Below are 18,744 nucleotides of genomic sequence, written 5' to 3' on the forward strand. Positions count from 1 at the left end.
ACTACAGGCCGGCAGCCTCACGCAGTGCGACGGCACGGTCGGTGGACTCCCATGGCAGCTCAATGTCGGTGCGGCCGAAGTGGCCGTAGGCTGCGGTCTGGCGGTAGATGGGACGCAGCAAGTCGAGATCGCGGATGATAGCGGCCGGGCGCAAATCGAAGACCTTGTTGACGGCGGCCTGAATCGTGGCGTCGTCAAGCCCGTGTTTCGCAGTGCCAAAGGTCTCGACGTACAGGCCCACCGGCTTCGCACGGCCGATGGCGTAGGCGACCTGGACCTCAGCCTTGTCAGCCAAATCCGCAGCGACGATGTTCTTAGCTACCCAGCGCATGGCGTAGGCCGCAGAGCGGTCCACCTTGCTCGGGTCCTTGCCGGAGAACGCGCCACCGCCGTGGCGAGCCATGCCGCCGTAGGTATCGACGATGATCTTGCGGCCGGTAAGGCCAGCATCGCCCATCGGGCCACCCAAGATGAAGGAGCCGGAAGGGTTGACCAGCAGCGTGGTGTCCTCGCCGTAGAAGTGCTCGAGCTTGGCGTCCTTGATAACCCATTCCACGACGTGCTCGCGCAGTTGCTCCATGAGCCACTCCTGGGAAACCTCGGGATCGTGCTGGGTGGAGATAACCACGGTGTCCAGGTGGGAAGGTCGGTTATCGTCGGTGTAGGCGAAGGTCACCTGGGTCTTGCCGTCTGGGCGCAGGTGATCGACGATGCCCTGCTTGCGAACCTCGGTCAAGCGGCGCGAAAGGCGATGTGCCAGTGCGATAGGCAACGGCATGAACTCATCGGTCTCGTTGGTGGCGTAGCCGAACATCAGGCCTTGGTCACCGGCACCGGCGGTATCATTTTCCTCGTCGTAGTCATCGGAACGGTCACGAGCCTCCGTAGAGGTATCGACGCCAGCGCCAATTTCCTGGGACTGCTCGCCGATGGCGACGTTAACGCCACAGGTGTGGCCGTCGAATCCGACGTCGGAGGAAGTAAAACCGATGTCCGTCAAGGTCTTGCGGACCAACTGCGGGATTTCTACGTAGCCGGTGGTGCGAACCTCACCGACAACGTGAACCTGGCCGGTGGTCACGAGGGTTTCCACTGCCACGCGCGCCTTCGGATCCTTTTCCAACAGCGCATCCAAAATGGTATCGGAGATAGCGTCGCAGATCTTGTCCGGGTGGCCCTCAGTCACGGATTCGCTGGTGAACAAACGGGTAGCCGGTGCAGGGTTTAAAGTCACAGATATTCCTTAGTGCAGACAGAAAAGCTTAACTAGCGAAAGCTCTTTTAGCGTTCGATGCATGGTTCTGGCCCCAAGCTTTAACAACTAGCCAGCATAGACCAAGCGGTCTATTAAATCAATTAGGCTTTTATCTAGTTGCCCATTATCTCTTGTACTGCGTCGAGGATTTGGGACGCGACCACATGCTTTGAACCATGAGCCACCACTTGCGGCGCTGCATCACGACTTAAAATCCAGCCCTCGCTATCAGACTGCCCAAAGACCTTACCCTCGCCCACCTCGTTGGCCATCAAGAGGTCACAGCCCTTCTTCAAAAACTTTTTCTTGGCAAAATCGAGCGCGGAATGGGTGGCATCGCCGGTCTCCGCGGCAAAGCCCACGACGACGGCATTGGGGTTAAGCTCGCCTGCATCACGCTTGGCGACGATCCCTTTGAGCACATCAGGGTTCTCCACTAGCTGAATGCTAGAAAGCTCGGCATCTGCCTGGCCTTTCTTCATCTTTGACTCTGCAATGTGTGCCGGGCGGTAATCGGCCACGGCAGCGGCCATGATGACCACGTCCGCATCGCGCGCTTCCTCCTCCATCGCCGCCTGTAGCTCCGCCGTCGAAACAACGTTGCGAACCTTTGCCCCAGACGGAACAGGCAGCTTCTCCGTGTTACCGGCGACGAGGGTGACGTTCGCGCCGCGTTGTGCGGCAATCTCGGCAAGTGCGAAGCCTTGCCGGCCGGAGGAACGGTTACCCAAGTAACGCACCGGGTCAAGGTTCTCCTGCGTACCGCCTGCAGAAATAACGACATTCTTGCCTGCAAGCCCCTGGCCCATGCGGTAGCCCGCCAACTCGGTGCGCACGAGCTCGGCAATCTGCTCTGGCTCGGGCAAACGCCCCGGGCCCGAATCGCGGCCGGTTAGGCGGCCGTGTGCTGGCTCCATCACGGTGATTCCGCGGCGCCGCAAGGTGGCAACGTTATCCACCGTGGCCGGGTTCTGCCACATCTCGGTGTGCATTGCAGGGACAACGATGACAGGGCAGGTCGCCACCAGCACCGTGGCCGTCAGCAAGTCATCGGCACGGCCAGCGGCGATGCGGGAGATGACATCGGCCGTGGCGGGAGCTACAACAACGGCGTCTGCGTGCTGACCAATATTGACGTGCTGGACTGAATCCACATCATCGAAAACCGAGGTGCTCACGGGGCTGCCTGAAAGCGCCTCAAAGGTAGCCGCGCCCACGAACTGCAGTGCCGCTTGAGTTGGCACAACGCGGACGCTATCTCCGTGCTCTTTAAAGTCGCGGACTAAATGGCAAGCCTTGTATGCGGCGATACCACCGGCTACTCCCACCACGATATTGCGCGGCCGAGCGGATGTTTCTGATGCAGTAGAAGGCGCGGAAGAAGATGCAGAAGAATGAAGGTTCGCTTGATTCACCCGGCCAATTCTACAGGCCGGAAATCATTCGCCTGCAAGAAGCCAAAAGGCCCAGGTTCCCCCGCCAAGATGGCGGCAGGATACCTGGGCCTGACAAAGCCTATTTAAAAGCTTCTACTTTCCTTCCTCGTGATCGAGGAGACCAGCTTCAATCTCACGCAGAGCGATGGAAAGCGGCTTCTCGCCCGCCTCAGGGGTTACCAGAGGACCGACAAACTCGAAGACACCCTCATCCTGCTCTTGGTAGTAGCTGTTGATCTGACGCGCGCGCTTAGCGGCGAAGATCACCAGAGCGTACTTGGACGAGACCTTATCGAGGAGCTCGTCGATCGGCGGAGCAGTAATGCCCACTGGCGGATCGAACACTGGCTCTGGCTTCGGGGCCTCAGCATTAGCAGGGGTGGTCACGTTAGTCACATGCACCTTTACTTCACTTGGAAATGGTCAAAATCTAGTTCTATCCCTGCAGGATAGCACTAATAGCTGCCACGGCGTCGTCAAGATTTTCATTGACAACGACGTGCTCGAACTCGTCTTGTGCGGCAAGTTCAGCGTGTGCGGTCTTAAGCCTACGGTCGATGACGTCCTGCGGCTCGGTACCACGGCCGGTCAGGCGCTCAACGAGCACCTCCCATGACGGCGGCGCCAAGAACACGGTCTTAGCTTCCGGCAGTGCGGCCTTGACGTTGCGAGCGCCTTCCAGGTCCACCTCTACGAGTACGGGGCGACCTGCCTCCATTGCTTCCTTTACAGGCTGTGCAGGAGTGCCGGAGCGCTGGAGCCCGCCATGAATATCCGCCCATTCGAGCATTTCACCGGCGTCAATGCGCTGCTGGAAAGCTTCAGGAGTAACGAAGAAATAGTCAACCCCGTCCTGCTCACCAGGTCGGGGTTGACGCGTCGTCATTGAGACGCTGAAGTACAGCTTGTCGACGTCATCGCGCAGACGCGAAACCACAGTGGACTTGCCCACGGCGGAAGGCCCAGCCAGAACGACCAGGCTACCGCGTGCAGTTGCGTCAGACATCGCGAATCTTATTCGCCGTAGCCGAAGCGCTCGAGCAGGGCACGGCGCTGACGATCGCCGAGGCCGCGCAGACGACGGGTCTGAGCAATCTCGAGATCTTCCATGATTTCCTTAGCCTTGACCTTGCCAACCTTCGGCAAAGCCTCGAGGAGAGCGGAGACCTTGGTCTTACCGATGATCTCGTCGGTCTCAGCCTTGTCCAGAACGTCCTTCAGGTTGGTTTCGCCGCGCTTCAGCGCAGCCTTGAGCTCGGCGCGAGCCTTGCGGGCCTCAGCGGCCTTTGCGAGAGCTTCCTTGCGCTGCTCATCAGTCAACTTTGGAAGGGCCACGGGTTTCCTCCGATTTCATTAGATTGATAATTTACGTCCAGTAAGTCTTACCAGAATTCGGTCGCGAAAACGGGAATCAAAATCCCGCTGTGCCGAGCAAAACGACTAAAACCACTAGTCACAGGCTCGGCGCGAACCGACTTCTGGCAATCCTAGCACTGGTGATTACGCGATGACATCATTTGGGTCCGTATTGTACGGAATTCCTGCACGTCATCGCGGTGCGTTTCTCAAAGTACCAGGTAAATGGCGGGCCTTATAATCGGCCGCGCCATAACCTTAAAAAGCGGTCTCTTCGGTGGCCTCTGCCAGGGAAGATTTCACTGCTTCACGCAGGTCAACAACCTGCGGGCCAGCGGAAAGGACCGAACGGGAAACGTTGGCGAAACCCAACTGCGGGGCCGCCGCAGTGATTACTTTCACGTCCTGCGCAGTAGCACCTTGGGCACCGACGCCCGGCAGCAATACCGGGCCGTTCAGCTCGTCTAGGACAGGCGGCTGCGCAAGCGTGGCGCCGACTACGACGCCGACGTTGCCCGGACGTCCTGCGACTTTGTACGCGGCATTGAGCGCGGCGCATTGGTTGACCACGCCCTGCGCCAGCGTCACGCCTTCTTCGTCCATGATGGACTGAAACGCCACGGCCTCCGGGTTGGAAGTTGCAGCCAGAACGAAGACTCCCCTGCCCTTTTCTTCCGCCAGGTCGAACACCGGCTGGAGCGAACCGACTCCTAGATATGGAGAGACGGTCACTGCATCCGCGGACAACGGCGAATCATCGCTAAGCCATGCAGCAGCATAGCCGGCCATCGTGGAGCCGATGTCGCCACGCTTGGCGTCGGCAAGCGTCAAGCAACCTGCTTCACGCAAGTCCCGCAGGGTCTCTTCCAACACCGCAAAGCCCGCAGACCCAAAGCGCTCGAAGAAGGCCACCTGCGGCTTAACCATTGCGACGGTCTCGGCGAATGCCTCCACGCAGGTACGCGCGAATCTCCGTAGCCCATCGACGTCGTCGTTTAAGCCCCAAGCACGCAGCAGATGCGCATGCGGGTCGATGCCCACGCACAGCCTGCCGCGCTCGGCACCGGCAGCGACGAGCCGCTCGCCGAAGGTGCTAGTGCTTTGCGTCATGCTCAAGCTCCTGCAGTGCACGTACCTCAAGGTTGCCGATGCGCAGCGCCTCGATGCCCTGGACCGCAGCGGTAACACCCTGGACGGTGGTAACAAGCGGAACGCCCACGGAAACAGCCGCCGCGCGGATGTCGTAGCCGTCGTGGCGTGCGTTGTCTGAACCAGCCGGGGTGTTGAGGATGAGGTCGACCTTGCCGGCAAGAATCTGGTCAACGATGGACTCCTGGCCGTCTGCTGCCTCGGAGACCTTGACCGCTACCTCGCACTCCACGCCGTTGCGGCGCAGCATCTGTGCGGTACCTGCGGTAGCCACGATGTTGTAGCCCATGAAGGCCAGACGCTGGATTGGGAAGATGAGGGTGCGCTTGTCGCGGTTAGCCACGGAGACGAAGACCGTGCCCTCAGTCGGCAAGTGGCCGAAGGCAGCGATTTCGCCCTTGGCAAAAGCCGCGCCGAAGTTACTTGCTAGGCCCATGACCTCGCCCGTGGACTTCATCTCTGGGGAGAGCAAAGTATCAAGCAACGTACCATCTGGGCGGCGGAAGCGGTTGAAAGGCAGCACAGCTTCCTTGACCGCAATCGGGTGCTCCAGTGGCAAGGAACCACCATCAACCTCGGTAGGCAGCATGCCTTCTGCACGCAGATTAGCGATGGACTCGCCCATCATGACGCGAGCTGCAGCCTTAGCCAGCGGCACGCCGGTGGCCTTGGAGACAAACGGCACGGTGCGCGATGCGCGCGGGTTCGCCTCGATGACATACAGCGTGTCATCCTTCAGCGCGTACTGCACGTTCATCAGGCCCTGTACACCGATGCCCTTAGCTAGCGCGCGGGTGGAGCGGCGAACATTATCGATGTCTTCAGGCCCCAGAGTCATCGGTGGCAGCGCGCAGGAAGAGTCACCGGAGTGAATGCCGGCCTCCTCAATGTGCTCCATCACGCCAGCCAGGTAGACCTCTTCGCCATCGCAGAGCGCATCGACATCGATCTCGATTGCGTTGTCGAGGAAGCGGTCCACCAATACCGGGTGGTCGGAGGTGATTTCCGTTGCGCGGTCGATGTAGTCACGCAGGGAGTCCTCATCGTAGACAATCTCCATGCCGCGGCCGCCGAGCACGTAGGAAGGACGAACCAGGACCGGGTAGCCGATGTCGCGGGCTACAGAACGTGCCTCCTCGAAGGAGGTTGCGGTGCCGAACTCTGGCGCTGGAAGCTCTGCTTCTGCCAGTACCTTGCCGAACTCGCCGCGGTCCTCAGCCAAGTCGATTGCCGCAGCGGAGGTACCGACGACTGGAACACCAGCCTCGGTCAGGCGCTCTGCAAGGCCCAGCGGAGTCTGGCCGCCGAGCTGAACGATGACGCCGGCAACAGGGCCGGACTGCAACTCCGCGTGGTAGACCTCCATAACGTCCTCGAAGGTCAACGGCTCGAAGTACAGGCGGTCAGCGGTGTCATAGTCAGTTGAGACCGTCTCCGGGTTGCAGTTGACCATGACGGTCTCGTAGCCGCGCTCGGACAGCTCCAACGCTGCGTGGACGCAGGAGTAGTCGAACTCGATGCCCTGGCCAATACGGTTCGGGCCAGAGCCCAAAATGATGACCTTGCCCAACTTTTCGGCAGGCATCGGCTTGACCTCGGACTCTGCGTCTGGGTCCAGCTCGTAGGAGCTGTAATGGTACGGGGTCTGCGCCTCGAACTCGCCAGCACAAGTATCGACCGTCTTGTAGACCGGGCGAATGCCCAGCGACCAGCGCAGGGATCGCACGCCATCTTCGCCAGCGAACTCGGTACGCAGGGCGGCAATCTGGGCGTCGGAAAGCCCGTAGAACTTCGCCTCACGCAATAGCTGCGCGTCCAGGACCGGCGCGTGCAGCAGCTCCTCGCGGAAGTCAACCAAGGCCTTGAGCTCAGCAAGGAACCATGGGTCGATCTGGGAGTGCTCGTAGAGCTGTTCGACGCTAGCGCCGAGGCGGAAAGCCAGTTCTACGTCGTACATGCGGCCCTCGGTCGGACGCTCTAGGTCCTTGAGCACTGCATCCAGGTCCGTCGCGCGATCGCCGGCGAAGTACTCATCCGGGCGGGTCCAGAAGCCGTGCTGCTTGGACTCCAGGGAGCGCATGACCTTGTTGAGACCGGCGATGTAGTTACGGCCGATGCCCATGGCCTCGCCGACGGACTTCATCGTGGTGGTCAGGGTGTCATCAGCGCCCGGGAACTTCTCAAAGGCAAAGCGTGGTGCCTTGACGATGACGTAGTCCAAGGTCGGCTCGAATGCCGCAGGGGTAACGCCGGTGATGTCGTTTTGTACTTCGTCAAGGGTGTAGCCGATTGCCAACTTGGCGGCCAACTTCGCGATTGGGAAGCCGGTGGCCTTGGAAGCCAGCGCGGAGGAACGAGACACGCGCGGGTTCATCTCGATGACGATGATGCGGCCATCAACCGGGTTGACGGCGAACTGGATGTTGCAGCCGCCGGTGTCAACGCCGACCTCGCGAATAATCGCAATGCCGAGGTCACGCATCTTCTGGTACTCGCGGTCGGTCAAGGTCAGAGCCGGAGCAACGGTGACGGAATCACCGGTGTGCACGCCCAAGGCATCGACGTTTTCGATGGAGGCAATGACCACGACGTTATCGTCGCCGTCGCGCATGAGCTCCAGCTCGAATTCCTTCCAACCGAGGATGGATTCCTCGATGAGCACGTTTGCCTCGGGTGAAGCAGCTAGGCCGCCGCCTGCGATGCGGTCGAGATCTTCCTGGTTATAAGCCAGGCCAGAGCCCAAGCCGCCCATGGTGAAAGAAGGACGCACGACTACCGGCAGGCCGAGCTCTGCGACGGTCTCGTGCACCTCGTCCATGTTGTGGCACACGCGGGAACGCGCGGACTCGCCGCCGATGGACTCGACGATGTCCTTGAACTTCTGGCGGTCCTCACCACGCTCAATCGCCTCAATGTCGGCGCCGATGAGCTCGATGCCGTACTTGTCCAAGATGCCTGCGCGGTCCAACTGCACCGCAGCATTCAGTGCGGTTTGTCCGCCCAGGGTTGCAAGCAGCGCATCAATCTTGTGGCCTTCTTGCTGTTCCTTAACAATGATCTTTTCGATGAACTCAGGGTCAATCGGCTCCACGTAGGTGTGGTCTGCGAATTCTGGGTCCGTCATGATGGTTGCCGGGTTGGAGTTGACCAGCGTGACACGCAGGCCTTCTTCCTTCAGCACGCGGCAAGCCTGGGTGCCGGAGTAGTCGAACTCGCAGGCCTGGCCGATAACAATTGGGCCAGAACCGATAACCAGGACGTGGTTTACATCGTTACGCTTTGGCATAAGTTTCTAATCCTCTTCCTGGTGCCTACTTGTTAGGGGTCTTTTCGGTCATCAGCTCAACGAACTGATCAAACAGCGGGTTTGCGTCATGCGGGCCCGCAGCGGACTCTGGGTGATACTGAACGGAGAAAGCCATTCCGTCCTTGAGCGCTACGCCCTCAATCGTGTTGTCGTTGAGACAGGTATGGGTGACGATGCCGCGGCCGAAGTCGGTATCGAATTCCTCGCCAGCCGGGTTCTCCTGGCCAGACGGACTAGCGATGGCAAAGCCATGGTTTTGCGCGGTGATGTCGATCTTGCCGGTCAAGACGTTGCGTACCGGTACGTTGATGCCACGGTGCCCGAACTTCATCTTGAAGGTGTCTAGGCCCAGCGCGCGGCCTAGAATCTGGTTGCCAAAACAGATTCCGAAGAAGGGAATGCGGGCATCCAGGATGTCGCGGACGATGGCCACCATTTTGTCGGCGGTAGCTGGGTCACCAGGGCCATTCGAGACAAAGACGCCATCCGGGTTGTACTGCTTAATCTCAGCATAAGGGGTATTAGCCGGTACCACGATGGTCTCAATGCCGCGCTTGGCAAAGTTGCCCGGCGTAGCGGTCTTAACACCCATGTCGTAGGCCACGACGGTGAACTTCTTTTCGCCTTCTTCCGCCACGGTATATGGCTTTTCGGTAGCGACCTGCTCAGATAGATCCAGGCCCTCCATCGATGGCTGGCCCTTGACCTCCTCAAGCAGCTCCTCTACTGGGCGCTGCGCGTCCTCACCGGAGAACAAACCGGCGGCGATGGAGCCATAGTTGCGCAGGTGACGAACCAAGGTGCGGGTATCGATTCCGCGGATGCCGATGATGCCTTGGGCTTCCATCTCATCCGAAAGGGAACGCTCCGCGCGCCAGTTAGATACGCGCTGTGCGAGGTCACGAATAACCAGGCCGGCAACCCAAATCTGGTTGCCATGAGACTCGTTGTCTTCGTCGTTCCAGCCGGTGTTACCAATGTGCGGCGCTGCAGAAACGACGATCTGGCGGTGGTAGGAAGGGTCAGTCAAAGTTTCCTGGTAACCAGTCATTGCAGTGCTGAACACTGCCTCACCGAGGGTGGTGCCGGTGGCGCCAAAGCCGTATCCGCGGAAAGTGCGGCCATCAGCCAGCACGAGAATTGCCGGGATTCTTGCTGGTTTAGTCTCAGTCACAATGTGGCCTTTCTGTGGCTTGGTGGGTCTATAGGGTGCAAGGTTACTTGCCTTCAGCTTCGTCTGCGGCCAGTTCGTAGGTCACGGTGCCGCGCAGAATAGTGTGGGTGACGCGTGCGCTGAACTCCTCGCCCTCATAAGGGTTATTCTCAGACTTCGAAGCCAGCTTGGTGGAATCGGAGACCCACTTGTGCTCGGGGTTCACGATGGTGAGGTTGGCGGGCTCGCCCACTGCGATCGGACGGCCGTGGTCCGGCAGCTTGGTGATCTCTGCCGGGCGCTCCGACATCACACGGGCGACGAAGCGCCAGTCTGCGAGACCGGAGGCCACGAAAATCTTGGCGATAATCGCCAGCGAGGACTCAAGGCCCAGCATGCCTGGCTTCGCGTTTTCGAACTCAACGCACTTGTCTTCGGAACCATGCGGTGCGTGGTCGGTTGCCACGACGTCGATGACGCCGTCGAGCAGCGCCTGGCGCAGAACCAAGGTGTCGCGCTCCTCGCGCAGCGGCGGACTCACGCGAAAGACGCCGTCATAGCTCACCAGTTTTTCATCAGTAAGCAGCAGGTGATGCGGGGTAACCTCCGCAGTCAGTGGAATATCCTGGCCCTTTGCCCACTTCAGCAGCTCGACGGTGCCCTCGGTGGATGCATGGCAGATGTGCATGCGATTGCCGTAGTCACGCGCCAGCAGTGCATCGCGGGCGACGATGGACTCTTCCGCCACGCGCGGCCAGCCGCGCAGGCCCAGCTTGGCTGCCGTCTCCCCCTCGTGGGCAGATGCGCCCTCGGTCATGCGGTGGTCTTCCGCGTGCTGCGCGAGCAAGACGTCCAAGCCCTTGGCGTATTCGAGCGCGCGGCGCATCAACTGCGGGTCCTGCACGCACTTGCCATCATCGGAGAACATGCGCACTTTCGCGTCCGAGCGCGCCATCATGCCGAACTCGGTGAGGGTCTTACCCTCCAGACCCTTGGTAATAGAACCCACCGGGTGAACGTCGCACAGGCCGAGCGCCTGTGCCTTAGCCCAAACGGACTCCGCGATAATCGGCTGATCGGTCACCGGGTTGGTGTTGGCCATGGTAAATACGGCGGTAAAGCCGCCCTTGGCAGCAGCGCGGGAACCGGTTTCGATGGTCTCAGTGTCCTCGCGGCCTGGCTCGCGCAGGTGCACGTGCATATCGACCAAGCCCGGCAGCAGCACGTTGCCTTCGGCGTCGATTGCCTCATCGAACTGCGCGCTTGACTCAAGGTCAGCGCCCATATCCGCAATGACACCGTCGGCGATGAGCACCTGCACTGGCTCTCCCTCGCCGTAGGGGCGCACGTTCTTAATCAGCAATCGCTTTTCCGCAGCGGCAGAAAGACGGCCGGTTTCTGGATAGTTAGTCATGGTCTCTTACTCTCTTCCCTTTTCTTGATTCCGGCTGAATTAGATTCCGGCGTGTTCTCCGTTGGTCAACAGCGTGAACAGCACCGCCATGCGGGCGTATACGCCGTTGTTTACCTGCTGCAGAACCGCAGCCTTGTCGTAGTCGGCGACGGCATAGTTGATTTCCATACCGCGCAGCATTGGGCCCGGGTGCATTACGATTGCATCCTTCTTCATGGCTGCGGCGCGCGCCTTGGACAGGCCATAAAGGTTCGCGTACTCGCGGTGCGATGGGAAGAAGCCGCCGTTCATGCGTTCTGCCTGAACGCGCAGCATCATGACGATGTCTGCATCGGCCAGCTCGGAATCAAAGTCATAGGAGACCTTAACCGGCCAGGTATCGACGCCGAATGGGAGAAGAGTAGGCGGAGCCACCAGGGTGACTTCCGCACCGAGGGCGTTAAGAAGGTCAACGTTCGAGCGAACCACGCGGGAGTGCAGGCAGTCACCCACAATCTTGACCTTGAGCCCAGAGAAGTTGCCGCCCTTGATGCCAAGGCGCTGGCGCATAGTCACGGCGTCGAGAAGCGCCTGCGTTGGGTGCTGATGTGCACCATCGCCGGCGTTAATAACGGAAGGGCCATCGCCGTTAGGCGCTACCCAACCCGCCAACTGCTGCGGCGCGCCAGACGATGCATGGCGAATGATGATGGCATCCGCACCGACAGCGCTAAGCGTGAGGCCGGTGTCCCTCAAGGACTCGCCCTTTTTCACTGACGACGTCGAGGTCGACAGGTTGATGACGTCTGCGGACATCCACTTACCCGCCGTCTCAAAAGAGGAGCGGGTACGAGTGGAGTTTTCATAGAACAGTGTAAAGACGGTACGTCCGCGAAGGGTCGGAAGCTTCTTCACTTCCCGGCCTTCAAGCGCTTCGTGGAAACGGTCTGCCTCATCGAGCAGACCAACGATTTCGTCTTTGTTGAGATCAGCGATGGAAAGTAGGTGCTTCATTTTAAGCCTCCGCGGTCTTGCGGGTCAGGACTACCGCGTCCCGGCCATCAATTTCGGCGTTGTAGACGATGACATCTTCGTCGCGTGCCGTTGGAATGTTTTTGCCGACGTAGTCTGCGCGAATCGGCAGCTGGCGATGGCCGCGGTCCACGAGGACTGCGAGCTGAATGATTTCCGGACGGCCAACGTCGGCCAGCGCATCAAGTGCAGCGCGAATGGAGCGACCGGAATATAGGACGTCATCGACCAGGATGACGGTCGCGCCGTTGATACCACCGTTCGGAATTTTGGTGGGCTGCAATGCGCGGTGCGGCTTGTTGTGGAGATCGTCGCGATAGAGCGTGATGTCTAGGGATCCCCATAGGATTTCTACGCCGGAAAATTCCGCAATTTTTTGTGCAAGACGCTGAGCCAATGGCACGCCACCAGAGGGAATGCCAAGGAGTACGACCCGAGTTGCGTTCTCAGAGTCGAGCGCCGTCTTTTCAATGATCTGGTGCGCGATGCGTGCGACAGTGCGCGCGACGTCATCAGAGCTCAACAGCTCGTTAGACTCCGCGTTGGTGTCAATTCCACTCATCGTGACCTCCTTCCCCGCCTCACAGTGCGGTCTTTAAAGGATGCCGGTAAATGGGAATGAAGTAACTTTGCGCCCACCGTGGGCGGAAAATTGCCTCAAGCGTCCGAGCAACGTGGTTGCTCACATGGACAACGATGATTTTAGCATCAACCTATAGTTCCTCGAAGTCGTTTCATTCAGCTACTACCCCCACAAGTAGCAACGATCTCAATTTCGCCGACCTTTTCACGTATCGCGGCGGTCAGCGCAGCCTACCCAACCCCGCTCGCAGGTGTGAGCCTGCACACTAGTTCCGGTTGAACTGCGGCGCTTCTCGCCCAATTGTTAATGTTTAGGGAATAAAAAGTATTTGGGCTCCCCATGAGTCCGCCGTACTGGCACCTAAATCCGCTGAATTCTTGTCCCGTACAGTCGGTATCAATATCCTGCGCGATCGGCATAGATATAAGGAGAGGAAGACCAAAACCACGTGAGCTTTTCGGCCAAACACGAAGTTCCAGCCCCACGCGAGCAGGTATGGCAATGGCATACCCGTCGCGGCGCACTAGCGCGCCTTACTCCTCCTTTTACTTTCATGACCCCGTTAAAGCAGACAGAATCCTTGGCTGATGGCACCTCGATCCTGGGCCTGCCGGGCGGCCTCAAGTGGGTTGCCCGCCACGACCTTTCACGCTTCCAAACCAACGTCAGCTTCAGCGACGTTTGCCTCAACGCTCCCATGCGCTCCTGGGCCACATGGCGCCATCACCATCTCTTTGCCGATGCCACTACCGGTTCCGATAACGATGCTGGCGCTACCCAAATCACCGACACCGTCGACACCCGCATTCCGTCATGGGCTGTTAACTCCGTCTTCGCCTATCGCCAACACCAGCTCATCGAGGACTTCCAGTTTTTGAACCGTCTGCGCGACCTTGACACCCACGCCACGGCACCGGCTGTCGACCCTTCGGGCACCGTTCGCCCGTTGGTTTTCGCCATCAGTGGTTCCCGCGGTGGCGTGGGTCGAAAGCTCACCGCGCAGCTGACTACCGCAGGACATCAAGTTATCCAGCTTGTGCGCAACAGCCCCAAACCGGGCCAGCGTCAATGGCGCCCGAACCTGCCGGCGCCGGATCTCTTGGAGGGCGTCGACGTCCTTATCCATCTAGCCGGCGAACCAATCTTCGGCCGCTTCAACGCCGCCCACAAGGCAGACATACGGGAGTCCCGCGTGAACCCGACACAGCTACTGGCTGAGGTTGCCACCGCAACGCCTGAGCTCAAGGCAATGGTCTGTGCATCGGCAATCGGCATCTATGGCGCCGACCGGGGCGATACCGAGCTGACTGAAGAGTCCAGCCGCGGTGACGGCTTCCTGGCTGACGTGGTCAGCGATTGGGAGGCCGCCTGCACACCTGCCCGCGAGGCCGGAAAGCGTGTGGTCAATGTTCGCACCGGAATCGCCCTCTCCGGCAACTCCGGCTTGCTGCCGCTTTTGCGCGCGCTGTTTTCTACAGGACTCGGCGGCGCGTTTGGCAAGGGCGAATTCTGGTACAGCTGGGTCGCCATGGATGACCTGACTGATATCTACTTCCGCGCAGCAATCGATTCGCAACTTGATGGCCCAGTCAACGCCACCTCGCCTACCCCGGTCCTTAACAAGGATTTTGTCCATGCACTAGGTGAGGAGCTCAAGCGCCCAGCGATCGTGCCTATTCCAACCTTCGGCCCGGCGCTGCTCTTGGGCAAGGAGGGCGCAAGCGAGCTCGCCCTGGCTAACCAGAAGGTCATCCCGGCCCGCCTGAACGAGCTCGGACACACTTTCCGTTACTCCACAGTCGCAGCCGCGCTTGCACACGAACTAGGCGGCGAGGAGTTGTGGACTCCCGCCACGCGGGCGGCCAACTAGCAGGCACGCATCCCGGCTCCGGTAGCCTTGATCAAGATTCCGATTTATTCACCATGTAAACAACGTGAGGATTATTTTCAGTGACTGATCAAGCCGATGGTCAACCAACCATCTTGCCCGATCCCCCTATCGAGCCAGTGACGCTCGAGCGCATTGCGGAAATCTTCGACTCTGAGAAGTTGGAGTACCGCATCGAAGAACAGCCAGTTTCTGAAGAAAAGACCGTGAAGATGCTGCGCACTGGTTTCTCGAACGCAGCCATCGCATTCCAGCTGCGCGAGAACGCCATCACCGCCGATTCCGTGTGGCGCGGCACCATTCCAGCATCTGAGGGCCCGAACCTTCTGATGCACATTAACCAGTGGAACCAGAACCACTTTGCGCCGACCTTCCGATTCTTCGAAGGCCCAGAAAACACCCTGGCGGTCTCCGGCGTGCGCGAGCTGGACACCACCCACGGCGCTTCCCGCAACCAGCTGGGCGCTTTCGTTATGTCCACCTTGGACGCCATCCTGCAGTCCTTCGCATGGATTGAGCAGCAGTACCCGCAACTCGTCACCTGGGAGGAACACGAAAATGACTAATCAAGCTTATGCTCAGCCGCAGGTCACGCTCGACCGCATCATTAGCGCAATGCAGACCTTCGACATCGAGTTGACCAAGGTCGAAGGCCGCGACGATGCCGCTACCGCTAACTTGAACGGCCTGCCTTGCCTGTTCGCGGTTCTGGATTCCGTCGCCATCGTGCGCTGCGATGTGCCAACCGACGCCGTCTACACCCAGGCCGATGCTGGCCTGTTCCTAGCCGCAAACCAGATCAACTCCGTCGCTTTCGGCGCACGTGCCGTTATCTCCGAGCACGAGAACCTGCTTGTCGTACGTACCGAGCGCGATATCCCCTGCGCCGCTGGCCTGTCCGATGAGCAGCTGACCGCTGCTTTGAAGGTTGCCGTCGACGGCGTCATCGGCGCTCAGGATGCCATGGTTGCCTCCGCCGAGGAGATGGCCAAGCTCGGTTCCGAAACCGCAGCCCAGGCTGGCGAGGCTAGCTCAGCCGGCGAATAGCGCTCCTTTAACCCCGCGAAACACCTCTAGAAAGCGTGCGTTGTGACCAACCAGTCCATCTCTGAAGTCAACATTCACCGGCTCGCAGAGCTCTTCGAGCAGCTCGAGGCCGATTACGTCCTACTCGACAAAATCGAAGACCCCGCCCGGGAGGACGCTGCCGCTGACGGCGATAGCGCAGAAGCTGGCGTCGGCGAAGGCTTGGTGCTGCAGACTGGTTTGCCACACATCACCATCCACTTCGACATCGAGGATGACACCTTAAGTGCCTTCGCGGTGTGGGAAGGTCGCCTCCCGGCAAGCGCGGAAGACAAGGTTGGCGCATTCATTGCGGAATTCAATTGGAACATGTCCGCGCCGACCTTAAGTTATGACTTCCGTCCGAAAGGCACTGGCGCGGGCGCCAAGCAGGAGGAAGAAGAAATTGCCATCTGCGCCAACCGCGCGATGGGCGTAGGCATCGGCCTTAGCTCTAACCAGCTAGGCAGCTTCGTCTTGAGCGCCTTCGATAGCTTCGGCATGGCTTTCGACGCCGTTGCCGAAGCCTTCCCGCAGGCAGCTAAGTGGAACGATAAGGCAGCAAACAAGAAAGGTCGCAGCTAAGAATGTCTACCCCGAACGCATTTCCTTTTGACCTGTTTAGCAAGCCTGATTTTCCTGCAGTAACGCTAAAGCGCGTGCGCGAGCAACTCAGCACCCCGGAGATGAACATGTTTCCGGAGGATAACCCGGACTTTCCGGATTCCTTGAGTGCTCACCTTAATAACTTGAAGTGGGTCATCAGCGCGGCGGAAGATTTGGTGAAGCTGGAGTGCCTCCTGCCCACCACCCTTTCCTACGAGGATGTCTCCCCCGTCTTCCACGTCATCGCCAACGAGCACAACGCTTCTGCTTTCGACGGCCGCGCTCTCGTGGGCCGGAGCGAAGAAGACACCGTGGAACTGCGTGGCGACGCCACCTTCGTCACCACCGCGGGCATGAACGACGAGCAGCTTTTCCACGCGTTGAACCTCGCGGTCATCGCCGCCCAAGACGCGCTTCTTAGCACCCTGGACCGCTTCAACGAGTTCGCTCACGCGGTCCAGGAATCAGAAAGCTAAGGGAGGCTGAGGGGCCTCCGTCCCCGTTTAGAGACTAATCAGGCCACGAATCAAAGCGCTGACTGCGCCCAGGGAAGCCACGGTCAAAGAAAGAATGCGTGCCTTCTCGCGCGGCACGTGGCGCGCAATACGAGTGCCCGTGGCGATGCCGAGGAACATGCCAATGACGCCGGCGGGCCAAATTAGCCACGTCACATCACCGAATCCGCCCGCACCCACGGCCAACTTGGTGCTCACTGAGAATAGACCGCCCACGATAAAACAAGGCTGCAACGTAGCGGCGTAGACCGCCTGCGGCCAGCGCGCCGCCTGCGCATAAACGGTAATAACAGGGCCGGCTACACCAGCTAGCGTGTTTGTGAAACCGCCGAGCACACCCGCTGACAGGGAGGGGCCAAGGCCATGCATTTCCGGCACGAAGCGCTTGCCAAAGGTCACCACGCCGAGTGCGATGAGCAGGGCCGCGCCCACCAAGACCAGCAAGGCGGCCGAGTCGATATTAGCCACCAGCAGGGCCGCCGGGATTGCACCTAGCACCATCACCGGCGCGATACGCAAGAACTTGCCCCAGTCCACGTTGGCACGCATCGAATACGTAGTCAGCATCGCGTTGACCACCGCCAGCACGTTGATAACCATGATGCCCTGGACTGGGCCCAGAAGCAGCGTCAAAATAGGTCCGCCGACGAGTCCAAGCCCCATGCCGGAGACTCGTTGCAGGCAAGAACCCAACGTCACGGTCAGCAGGATCGCGAGTGGGATTGCAATCATTGGGCGTACTTCTCCACCACCGCGCGTCCCACGTGCGCCGGGAACATGCCCGTGACGTCCCCACCAAACTTGGCCACCTGCTTGCACAGCGAGGAGCTGATGTAGCCGTACTTTTCATCGGTAAGCAAGAAGACTGTATCGATGCCGGAAAGGCGGCGGTTCATCTGCGCCATCGGCAGCTCGTATTCGTAGTCCAAGGAAGAACGCAGCCCCTTGACCAGTGTGTCCACACCATGTTCCGTGGTGTAGTCCACGAGCAGGCCGGACCAGTAATCGACCTTGATGTGCTCATCGAAAGTCTCACGGATAAACTGCACGCGCTCTTCCACGCTAAACAGGCCGGAAGGCTTGTCCGGATTGCCGGTGACCAACACGGTTACTTCGTCGAACATCGCCGCCGCTCGGTTGATGATGTCCACGTGGCCCAAGGTAATAGGGTCGAAAGAACCCGGGCATACTGCTTTTGTCGGCATAGGTTTTCCTTTACTCCCCGCTTGCATCCGGACGGTGGTAGATGGCCATATCAAAGCGCGCGATGCCAAAGGTGCGCTTCTTGAGCTTCTGGCCGGTGGGCTCAAAGCCTTCGGGCCACTGCGGTTCTGGGCTTTCTACGTGACGCTCGATGACGACAATCGCTGCATCATCAAGCACGGGCTCAATGGCCTCCAGCAGGCCCTGCACATCGTCGAAAGCATAAGGTGGGTCTGCCAACACCATGTCAAAGTAACCGCGCGGTGCGGTGGCCAGGTACGTAGAGGCCTTCATCTCGCGTACGTCCACGCGCGGGTGCTTGACGACGCCCACGTTGTGCTTGATCACCTTCACTGCCGCCGGGTTGGATTCCACCAGAACGACTTCCTCCGCGCCGCGGCTAGCTGCTTCCAGGCCCAAGGCACCAGAGCCGGCAAACAAATCCAGCACGCGGCTATCAGCAAAACCCCAGCGCACATTCAACGAAGAAAAGAGGCCCTCGCGTGCGCGGTCCGCGGTAGGGCGCGTGCCGGACTCTGGCACCTTGATGCTGCGCCCGCGGGCTTCTCCGGCGATAATTCTGGTCATCGTGCCTCCCCAATAATCGCTAGTACGTCACCGCCATAGACTGCGGCAAAGTCTTCAGTACACAACTTATCCACCACTCCACGTCCCGGGACTACGACGGGAGCTTCTAGTTTGGTGGCCTCCACGGTAGCGATGGCATCTCCCGCAGAGACCTCTTGGCCCACGCTCACGTGAAAACGCACAGTGCCGGCAAAAGGTGCGCAAATGTTCATGGG

At 59.7% G+C, this 18,744-nt stretch carries 20 protein-coding genes; 5 read left to right on the forward strand and 15 right to left on the reverse strand.

Features of this window, described 5'->3' with window-relative positions; all coding sequences use genetic code 11:
• Nucleotide 1 precedes the first annotated feature (1 nt).
• The 11 genes from metK to pyrR form a co-directional block, all read right to left on the reverse strand.
• Nucleotides 2-1,234, reverse strand: coding sequence for a methionine adenosyltransferase (metK, locus tag HMPREF2692_RS03875; protein WP_062035134.1), 1,233 nt, complete (start codon nt 1,232-1,234; stop codon nt 2-4).
• A 134-nt stretch (nt 1,235-1,368) separates the two neighbouring features.
• Nucleotides 1,369-2,586, reverse strand: a complete 1,218-nt coding sequence (coaBC, locus tag HMPREF2692_RS03880; protein ID WP_070822948.1) for a bifunctional phosphopantothenoylcysteine decarboxylase/phosphopantothenate--cysteine ligase CoaBC — start codon at nt 2,584-2,586, stop codon at nt 1,369-1,371.
• 198 nt (nt 2,587-2,784) lie between these two features.
• Nucleotides 2,785-3,087: a DNA-directed RNA polymerase subunit omega gene (rpoZ, locus tag HMPREF2692_RS03885; RefSeq protein ID WP_061922276.1), complete on the reverse strand. Its 303-nt coding sequence runs from the start codon at nt 3,085-3,087 to the stop codon at nt 2,785-2,787.
• 40 nt (nt 3,088-3,127) lie between these two features.
• Entirely contained in the window at nt 3,128-3,697 is a 570-nt protein-coding gene (gene gmk, locus HMPREF2692_RS03890) for a guanylate kinase (RefSeq protein ID WP_062040943.1), read from the reverse strand.
• Between the two features lie 8 nt (nt 3,698-3,705).
• Nucleotides 3,706-4,026: an integration host factor, actinobacterial type gene (gene mihF, locus HMPREF2692_RS03895; RefSeq protein WP_005531652.1), complete on the reverse strand. Its 321-nt coding sequence runs from the start codon at nt 4,024-4,026 to the stop codon at nt 3,706-3,708.
• A gap of 279 nt (nt 4,027-4,305) precedes the next feature.
• A complete protein-coding gene (gene pyrF / locus HMPREF2692_RS03900; RefSeq protein WP_070822797.1) occupies nt 4,306-5,157 on the reverse strand; it encodes an orotidine-5'-phosphate decarboxylase in 852 nt (283 codons plus the stop codon).
• A complete protein-coding gene (gene carB / locus HMPREF2692_RS03905; RefSeq protein ID WP_070822799.1) occupies nt 5,141-8,482 on the reverse strand; it encodes a carbamoyl-phosphate synthase large subunit in 3,342 nt (1,113 codons plus the stop codon). Before carB ends, pyrF begins: the two co-directional genes overlap by 17 nt.
• 25 nt (nt 8,483-8,507) lie before the next feature.
• Nucleotides 8,508-9,680 (reverse strand): glutamine-hydrolyzing carbamoyl-phosphate synthase small subunit, encoded by a 1,173-nt coding sequence (carA, locus tag HMPREF2692_RS03910; RefSeq protein WP_062035139.1) that lies wholly within the window; start codon nt 9,678-9,680, stop codon nt 8,508-8,510.
• 40 nt (nt 9,681-9,720) lie between these two features.
• Nucleotides 9,721-11,070 (reverse strand): dihydroorotase, encoded by a 1,350-nt coding sequence (locus HMPREF2692_RS03915; RefSeq protein WP_070822801.1) that lies wholly within the window; start codon nt 11,068-11,070, stop codon nt 9,721-9,723.
• A gap of 39 nt (nt 11,071-11,109) precedes the next feature.
• Nucleotides 11,110-12,063 carry an aspartate carbamoyltransferase catalytic subunit gene (locus HMPREF2692_RS03920; RefSeq protein ID WP_070455610.1) on the reverse strand — a complete coding sequence of 318 codons (954 nt, stop codon included), beginning with the start codon at nt 12,061-12,063 and terminating at the stop codon, nt 11,110-11,112.
• Between the two features lies 1 nt (nt 12,064).
• Nucleotides 12,065-12,643 carry a bifunctional pyr operon transcriptional regulator/uracil phosphoribosyltransferase PyrR gene (gene pyrR, locus HMPREF2692_RS03925; protein ID WP_061922257.1) on the reverse strand — a complete coding sequence of 193 codons (579 nt, stop codon included), beginning with the start codon at nt 12,641-12,643 and terminating at the stop codon, nt 12,065-12,067.
• A 469-nt stretch (nt 12,644-13,112) separates the two neighbouring features.
• Between pyrR and HMPREF2692_RS03930 the strand changes: the two genes are divergently transcribed.
• The 5 genes from HMPREF2692_RS03930 (at nt 13,113) to HMPREF2692_RS03950 (ending at nt 16,699) form a co-directional block, all read left to right on the forward strand.
• On the forward strand, nt 13,113-14,534 hold the full coding sequence (locus HMPREF2692_RS03930; protein ID WP_070432902.1) for a TIGR01777 family oxidoreductase: 1,422 nt from the start codon (nt 13,113-13,115) through the stop codon (nt 14,532-14,534).
• A gap of 80 nt (nt 14,535-14,614) precedes the next feature.
• Nucleotides 14,615-15,118, forward strand: coding sequence for a YbjN domain-containing protein (locus tag HMPREF2692_RS03935; protein ID WP_070822804.1), 504 nt, complete (start codon nt 14,615-14,617; stop codon nt 15,116-15,118).
• On the forward strand, nt 15,111-15,599 hold the full coding sequence (locus HMPREF2692_RS03940) for a YbjN domain-containing protein (RefSeq protein ID WP_062040960.1): 489 nt from the start codon (nt 15,111-15,113) through the stop codon (nt 15,597-15,599). The genes HMPREF2692_RS03935 and HMPREF2692_RS03940 overlap by 8 nt, the downstream gene beginning before the upstream one ends.
• Before the next feature lie 42 nt (nt 15,600-15,641).
• Nucleotides 15,642-16,202, forward strand: coding sequence for a hypothetical protein (locus HMPREF2692_RS03945; protein ID WP_070455609.1), 561 nt, complete (start codon nt 15,642-15,644; stop codon nt 16,200-16,202).
• 2 nt (nt 16,203-16,204) lie between these two features.
• The gene (locus HMPREF2692_RS03950; RefSeq protein ID WP_062040965.1) at nt 16,205-16,699 is read left to right on the forward strand and encodes a hypothetical protein; all 495 of its coding nucleotides are present in this window, start codon (nt 16,205-16,207) and stop codon (nt 16,697-16,699) included.
• 27 nt (nt 16,700-16,726) lie between these two features.
• Here the strand turns inward: HMPREF2692_RS03950 and HMPREF2692_RS03955 are convergent, their stop codons facing one another.
• The 4 genes from HMPREF2692_RS03955 to HMPREF2692_RS03970 are packed head-to-tail and all read right to left on the reverse strand — an operon-like array spanning nt 16,727 to nt 18,741.
• A complete protein-coding gene (locus HMPREF2692_RS03955; RefSeq protein WP_062035154.1) occupies nt 16,727-17,470 on the reverse strand; it encodes a sulfite exporter TauE/SafE family protein in 744 nt (247 codons plus the stop codon).
• Nucleotides 17,467-17,943, reverse strand: a complete 477-nt coding sequence (gene coaD, locus HMPREF2692_RS03960) for a pantetheine-phosphate adenylyltransferase (protein WP_062040971.1) — start codon at nt 17,941-17,943, stop codon at nt 17,467-17,469. The genes HMPREF2692_RS03955 and coaD overlap by 4 nt, the downstream gene beginning before the upstream one ends.
• Before the next feature lie 10 nt (nt 17,944-17,953).
• Nucleotides 17,954-18,529 carry a 16S rRNA (guanine(966)-N(2))-methyltransferase RsmD gene (gene rsmD, locus HMPREF2692_RS03965; protein WP_070822806.1) on the reverse strand — a complete coding sequence of 192 codons (576 nt, stop codon included), beginning with the start codon at nt 18,527-18,529 and terminating at the stop codon, nt 17,954-17,956.
• Nucleotides 18,526-18,741 carry a biotin/lipoyl-containing protein gene (locus tag HMPREF2692_RS03970; RefSeq protein ID WP_061922230.1) on the reverse strand — a complete coding sequence of 72 codons (216 nt, stop codon included), beginning with the start codon at nt 18,739-18,741 and terminating at the stop codon, nt 18,526-18,528. Before HMPREF2692_RS03970 ends, rsmD begins: the two co-directional genes overlap by 4 nt.
• Nucleotides 18,742-18,744: the final 3 nt, after the last annotated feature.

It is taken from the genome of Corynebacterium sp. HMSC036D03 (assembly GCF_001836185.1).
Lineage (GTDB): Bacteria > Actinomycetota > Actinomycetes > Mycobacteriales > Mycobacteriaceae > Corynebacterium > Corynebacterium simulans.